The organism is Nostoc sp. FACHB-888 (genome assembly GCF_014696655.1).
In the GTDB taxonomy this organism is placed as follows: domain Bacteria; phylum Cyanobacteriota; class Cyanobacteriia; order Cyanobacteriales; family Nostocaceae; genus Nostoc.
In genome coordinates, this window is the sequence record NZ_JACJQM010000209.1 from 1 (window position 1) to 6,853 (window position 6,853).

5 protein-coding genes are annotated in these 6,853 nt (G+C 40.6%); 3 read left to right on the forward strand and 2 right to left on the reverse strand.

The window, feature by feature from the left end:
- Window positions 1-963 precede the first annotated feature (963 nt).
- Together H6G26_RS36740 and H6G26_RS36745 are read left to right on the forward strand one after the other, a co-directional pair.
- A complete protein-coding gene (locus H6G26_RS36740) occupies window positions 964-2,490 on the forward strand; it encodes a hypothetical protein (protein ID WP_190736413.1) in 1,527 nt (508 codons plus the stop codon).
- A 445-nt stretch (window positions 2,491-2,935) separates the two neighbouring features.
- A complete protein-coding gene (locus tag H6G26_RS36745; protein WP_190736415.1) occupies window positions 2,936-4,237 on the forward strand; it encodes an amino acid permease in 1,302 nt (433 codons plus the stop codon).
- A 140-nt stretch (window positions 4,238-4,377) separates the two neighbouring features.
- Here the strand turns inward: H6G26_RS36745 and H6G26_RS36750 are convergent, their stop codons facing one another.
- On the reverse strand, window positions 4,378-4,653 hold the full coding sequence (locus H6G26_RS36750; protein WP_190736420.1) for a hypothetical protein: 276 nt from the start codon (window positions 4,651-4,653) through the stop codon (window positions 4,378-4,380).
- A gap of 274 nt (window positions 4,654-4,927) precedes the next feature.
- A complete protein-coding gene (locus H6G26_RS36755; protein ID WP_190736416.1) occupies window positions 4,928-6,136 on the reverse strand; it encodes a sorbosone dehydrogenase family protein in 1,209 nt (402 codons plus the stop codon).
- 292 nt (window positions 6,137-6,428) lie between these two features.
- On the opposite strand from H6G26_RS36755, the gene H6G26_RS36760 reads away from it, so the two are divergent.
- Window positions 6,429-6,647, forward strand: coding sequence for a hypothetical protein (locus H6G26_RS36760; RefSeq protein WP_190736418.1), 219 nt, complete (start codon window positions 6,429-6,431; stop codon window positions 6,645-6,647).
- The last annotated feature ends 206 nt before the right edge of the window (window positions 6,648-6,853 follow it).

Below are 6,853 nucleotides of genomic sequence, written 5' to 3' on the forward strand. Positions count from 1 at the left end.
CTCCCCCTCACAATGATTATCATTTTAATATTGAGTGAGATTTAATTTCCTCAAAGCCTTATGTAGTTTGAGTCTTGGTGTATTTCATACTGATTCAGGCTCGTCAATATTTAGATGCGTTTGCCCTGGGTCGCGGAGTGTCTGAGTATTTAGAAATTCCTGTCTAAAAAATCATTGGTATGGGTAACAGTTAATCAAAAACGTGAATATGAGACTAAGGAAAATCCTTATTTTATCTAAGGATTTTCCTGATTAGTAAAATTGTCTACTTCAACAGAAGTTATTTTTATTTTTACAGAGTATAAAAACATCAAATATCTAGCTAAAAAGCTGGTAGTATTTTCTGGAATCTATATTTGTGGATTTGTAGCTTTATAAAGATTGTAAATAGTACAATTCATCAAACCCTTCTCTTTATTAATAGGGGAACTTCAGTGTTATGGATAAAAAAAAGAACCGCTTTTATATATCTTGTGTTTTATAAGAACCGAAGATGATTCAGGCAAAAGAATTATATTCAGTTCATTGTGAAATTGAAGCTTAACCACATGATGCAGTTAGGTAAGCCGAGCATCTACAAAATAGCAGACTAATATACCGCTCCAATCAAGTATTGGTGTATCTTTTTTCGATTCATGCAAAAAGCCCCCCAGAACACATAAATTCTGTCCATAAACAAATCGATGATTTTTTTTAAATCTGCATAAATAGCTAAAAATCACCAGATAAGACAGTTAAGTGGAACCCTGATTTTGAGTCTTTAATTCGAGCAAAGCGACTTGACGTATTGAACGTAAGTTCTCATCTCTTGAATATATTTCAAGATAAAATCAGGCTCAAAATTTATTCCAATAAACGTGTCTATTGTGTGACTCAGAATCAAAAAATGGAGGTAGATAGCATCGTAGTTTTTCTTATAAAGACTGCTTTCATAGATTTCAAGTTGTCAATCTAATAATCAATATGCCATTACAAAAATTAGCTAAACTTCTTAATCCATCAGGTGAACCTGTAATAGCACCAGGTGGTATTCAGGATACATCATTCAATCGTGATGCCCTTTCCAGATTTGTTTGCAATACGCTAGATGAAGCTTTAGCAGCCGTACCAGGTGGCTTTGACGTTATTGTAGTTGGATCGGGAATGTATGGCGCATATTTTGCAACCGATATATATAACAAAACAAAGAATTTTGGGTCTGGTCGTCCGCGCCCTAGAATCTTAGTTCTTCAAGAAGGCCCATTTCTGATTCATGAACATTTCCAAAACCTACCCTTGGGATTAGGAGGACTTTATGAATTACCCCTTGCCAGTCTTTTACCTGAAGGACAATATCGAATCATTAACGTAAATGGTACATCAGAGGGACAAGGAGTTCCATTTGGACGCGATTTTGCCGGAAAATTCCGACCTCATCATCGTTGTGTTGGTGGGAAAGGTCTTTTTTGGGGTGGTTGGTCTCCTTCCTTGACTACTGCTGATTTGGTTCAGTGGCCAAACTCAGTCTCTGCATTCTTGAAGAGCGAACAAGGCTATAATTTTATCACTCAAGAAATTGGCGCAGATTACGATATTGATTCGCGTGGCAAAGAGGAGGACTTTATCTATGGTGGACTTTACGAAGCTTTACTCAAACGCTCTCGTAAATTAACTCCATTCAACATCCCAGCAGATAGTTATTCAATTGATCGTGTGCTTCAACCGCCGATCGCAGTCAAAGTTGAATCTGAATTATCTGGATTGTTTAGTCCAGATAAATATAGCAGTCTACCTGGTCTGTTGAGTGCGATTCGGGAGGATGTAGGAAGGTCAAACAATAATGATCAAAATCGCTATCTATTTTTAGTACCAAACGTTACTGTCCTAAATTTAGAAACGCAAGAGGGAGTTGTCCGAGGCATAAGAGTTGCTGCTAACGACCCAGTTGGTGCAGGCGAGATAGTTCAAAACATTACAGTTCCTGAGCAAGGTATGGTGGTTTTAGCCGCTAATTGTGTCAATTCAACCCGCATAGCCAGAAACTCTTTCCCTCGCCCAGCGTTACTTACAAAAGAACGTATGGGAGCTAACCTGATGGTTCATATCCGAGGTAATTATCTTTGGAAGATACGCCGCACCCACCTCGAAAGTTTACCTACCTTAGAAGAAGAAGGATTGTTAAAAGATATCTTCAAAGATAAAGTTTTACAGCAGGCAGCTTTACAGATTGAGGGTACAGCAACGGATTTAGACTCCAATAATCCGAACAACAGCCAACAGCATCAGAATTATCAGATATTAATTGATCAAAAAGTTATGATACCAAACTTCAAAAAACTAGCCATTGAAGATATCTATTTTCAAGAAATTCAACTTACAGACACTGAAGCTCAATCTATTAATGGTGGTTCACCAACTTTACCACTGCCACCACCTAGTAGTAGATTTTCGTTATTTTCCCTTGACTGGGTAGCAATCCAGCCCCAACCTCTCCCTCCTGGAGTTTTTTGAGATCAACGCCAAAAAGTTAGATCATCGTGAAATGAGCTTTCTTAGGCAGAGGGGAGCAGGGGGAGTAAAGAGAAATTTTTAGTAGATTTTACTACCGCAACCCCCCTGAATACACTGTTCTATTTCTTTCTTCTGCCTCAAGAGCTTATCCACCTCACCTAACGCTTTTCCATCACTCTCTCCGAAGGAAAAACAATAATCTTTGCTACATAAGACTTTCAGACAAAACTGATGATTCTAGCCATAATGTTAGAAAATAAAGCTCGAAACAATCCTTTGCCGTCTTGCCCACTCAAACCCCCAACTTGGTCTGTTGTGCTTCTGGCTTACTCCCGGATTTCCAAGCCGTGATGGATGAGACAATACAACGAGAAGAAATAGCTCTCATCATTAGAACAAAGATGTTTAAAAGTTAGTATTTGAATAAAAAACTCTCAGGGGTTGTATGAAAACAAATGAACTAGAAGCAGATTCACTCAAGCGAGTCTTTGGATTACCAACTCTAGTGATTTACGGAGTGGGTGACATTTTGGGTGCGGGAATTTATGCGGTAATTGGAAAAATTGCCGGACTTTCCGGCACTTTGGTTTGGGCTTCGTTTTTGACTGCTATGATTGTGGCGGCATTCACTGCTTTAAGTTACGCAGAACTTGGCAGCCGATTTCCACAAAGCGGTGGAGTAGCCTACTTTGTCCACAAGGCATTTCGCACCGATTGGCTCTCAATATTAGTCGGCTGGTTAATGTTTTGTACATGCTTGGTTTCTATGGCGACGCTCTCGAAAGCATTTGCTGGCTATTTCAACGCTTTTGTACCAGCAATTCCAGCTTGGCTAATTATTCTGGTGCTTTTCTCAGTACTGGCTTTTGTCAATTTCAGAGGTATGAAGGAGTCCTCGGCTCTCAATATTTTTTGCACATCTATTGAGGTTTCCGGCCTTTTGATTGTGATTTTGGTTTCAACCTTGTTTTTGAGCGGAGGTGGTGCAGCTAATCCTGCTGCTGCCGCTAATGAGCCAGCCATAGGTTGGAACGCAGTGATTCAGGGAGCAGCACTGGCTTTCTATGCCTTTATTGGATTTGAAGATATTGTTAATGTCGCCGAAGAAGTTAAAAATCCTGAACGTAACGTACCAAGGGCAATTTTACTGTCCTTGACGATCGCGGGCGCAGTCTACATACTCGTTTCCTGGCTTGCTATTGGGGTACTCAATCCCTCCGAGCTTGCTGCTTCAAATGCTCCGTTACTCGATGTAGTTCGTCGAGCGCAGCCCAATTTTCCCCAGGTCATTTTTACAATTATTGCTCTATTTGCCGTACTCAATACGGCACTGTTAAATTTTGTCACCGCATCACGGCTGTTGTATGGGATGTCGCGTGAAGGACTGCTAAGTGCTTGGTTAGGGAAATTACATCCACGCAGAGCCACGCCTTATCGAACGCTGCTGGTCATTTTACCAATTGCCATTTTTTTGGCGCTTTCTGGAACACTGCAAGTTTTAGCAGGAACCACTGCCACCTTGATTCTGGCAATGTTTTGTCTTGTCAATCTTTCGTTGCTACTCATCAAACGCCGAGAAGTTGAAACTAACGGGTTTCAGGTTCCCTATATAGTTCCGGCGATCGCGTTACTGCTCAATCTCGTTTTGTTTGCTTTTGCTTCTGGGGCAAGTCACATTTTAGCACTTGTGTTTGTAGGAATTGGAATGCTTCTAATTCTGATCCAAAAGGCTTTTAGAAGAGGGTGATGTTGGGCGGGGTCTGCTTTCCCTTCGATAGTCAAACGATGTTTGTCAACATACAGAGTCCAGGAATGACCTTTACTATCTGGGGGTCCTGCTAACTCTACGTCCTATTTCAGCCTGACCAGGGTAGAGAGCGATCACCCTTACTGAACTTCTACCATGACTTCACACGCAACCCCCCACTGCGGATACTTCGCCAGCAACTTCTTGATCACAATCTGCAACGCTGGATCATCCCAACACGAGAGCAAATACTCAAAACCCGGATTTTGCCCCAAATTAAGAGCAACTTTCAGTTTCTGCATCCGCTCCGGTCGCGTATTTGACAAAAGCAACAATCGCCTGATACGACCATTTTTCAGTATTTGGTATGGGTGCGGTGGAACTTTCACCTTCATCAACTGCTTTGACTTCTTCACCTGAAACTGAATTTTAACCAACAACGTAGCAGAATTTCCCTGTTCTAACTGCCCGCTATACCCGCATTTCTCACAAGCTTCAGGTGAAGAAGCAGAGGGAAAAAATTTGGTATTTGAACTCTCCCCCAGCAAGAACTGCGGTCTAAATTATAAGTCTTTAACCGGACACGATATTATCTCTATTGGGTATTCAGACCCCTCCTGAATAAAAGCTACCAAGTTTTTAATTTGATGTGAGTCCTAAACCCAAGTTTGCTGCGGTCAGATGATTACTCTATTTAGCAGTGTGGGAAACACGATAAATCACTCCATTGGTATCATCAGTAAATAGCAGTGAACCATCTGGTGCGATCGCTAAACCAACAGGTCTACCGAACTGTGCAGTTCTGTCTTTAGTCAAAAAGCCAGTCACAAAATCTTCAAATTTCACAGGTTTGCCGTTTTCGTAACGAATCCGCACAACTTTGTACCCCACGGGTGGATTGCGGTTCCAAGAACCCCGCATAGTTACAAAAGCATCACCTTGATACTCTTGGGGAAATTGTTTTGCAGTGTAGAATTTCATTGCTAAAGGCGCACTGTGGGCTGTGTAAGTTAGAACTGGCGCTTGAGTTTTAGCACAGTATTCTTTCTTGGTTGTTCCTTGAGGTTCGGCAGATAAATATACATCAGGACGCTTATCACCCCAACAAAAAGGCCAACCATAGTTTGCATCTTTTACAATGCGGTTCAATTCTTCTAGTGGTTGATCATTTCCTCGCCAATCTGAACCGTGGTCTAATCCCCAAAGCTCGCGTGTTTGGGGATGCCAAGCAAAACCAATAGTATTTCGTAAACCTTTTGCATAGATGGAGCGATTACTACCGTTTGGTCGCGCCTGTAAGAGTGTGGCGTGTTCTGGATTTGGTTCATCACAAGCGTTACAGGTACTCCCTACGGAAATGTAAAGCATCCCATCAGGCCCAAAGGCAATGGTACGGTTCGGGTGTTGTCCAGCATCAGGTAAATCAGAAATGAGAGTTTCCAATTTGCCCTCTGTACCGTCCGATCGCAAGTCCACAGCATATAGGTGCGTATTGGTGACAAAGTAAAGCCTATTTTGATGAATTGTGATACCGTTAACAAATTTTAAACCTTTAGCTACGGTACGTATTTCCTTGGCTCGTCCATCTTGGTTAGTACCTAAAAGCGCAATGACATCACCTTGTTCACGACGAGTAACGTAGACTGTACCATTAGGAGCGATCGCTAAGTTACGAGGATTACCTAAGTCTTTCGCAAATACACTAATTTCAAATCCAGGAGGTAATTGCAACTGTTGCAAAAGAGATTCCTGAAATTCAATTTTTTGCGGTGTTGCTAAGTAACCCTCCACTCGCTCAATTTTTTGTTTTTGTGGCTGTTGTGAATTAGCGGTTTGAGTAATACTTAATATCAAAACACATCCAATTAAAAAGTGCCTCGATTTTTTGATTAATTTCATGAAACCTCAAGTAACAAGTGATAACGTTGCTTTTCTTCAAATCGGCCCGAATCAAACATAATTTAGTAACGGCAATGGAACCAATCAGCTAAAAAGGGGCTTTTAGTGAGTTACATTACCTAAAATTCCAAAAAATCGTATCTATCAAACGAGATATGAAAATTAGTAGAATATACATTAAAAGCTATGCTGTTTGATAGATACAACAAGTTATAAAACTTGGTAAAATGCTGGAGAAAAAAAAGTAATTTAATTGTGAAGTGAGTGTTAAAGAGGAGTGTTAAAGAGCTTTTTGGCTGTTAATTCCTTTATTTTAAGTTTTACACTTGCGGTTTTTCAGCCAGTGAAAGCATTTGAAGGTTTGCAAGAAACCGTGACAATTACGCCAGTTTCCCAATTCTCTGATGTTGACACTGCTTATAAATGGGGATGGGAGAGAGTCGCAGATTATGCGTCCCCGTTTTCAGAAAGTAATTGGTCGTTTGGCAGTATCAATGCAAGGGAATCTTGATCTACACCTTCTGTATTAGTAGATAAGCACCGTCAAGCAGCAATTGCTTTAACTGCACGCTATTCTGAGACAGTGTAATTTTTATCTTTTCCAATCAGCAACTTTGCTCTCAATAATTCTTAATAGACCTCTTGCAAAATTACTTTTATGTTATAGTCAAGGGTTTGCATTTTGGAATTGCTAAATTTAACTCATAGTTATAAATT

Coding starts and splice junctions, on each gene's coding strand:
- H6G26_RS36740 (WP_190736413.1), top strand. CDS start 964: ATGCCATTACAAAAATTAGCTAAACTTCTTAATCCATCAGGTGAACCT.
- H6G26_RS36745 (WP_190736415.1), top strand. CDS start 2,936: ATGAAAACAAATGAACTAGAAGCAGATTCACTCAAGCGAGTCTTTGGA.
- H6G26_RS36755 (WP_190736416.1), bottom strand. CDS start 6,136: ATGAAATTAATCAAAAAATCGAGGCACTTTTTAATTGGATGTGTTTTG.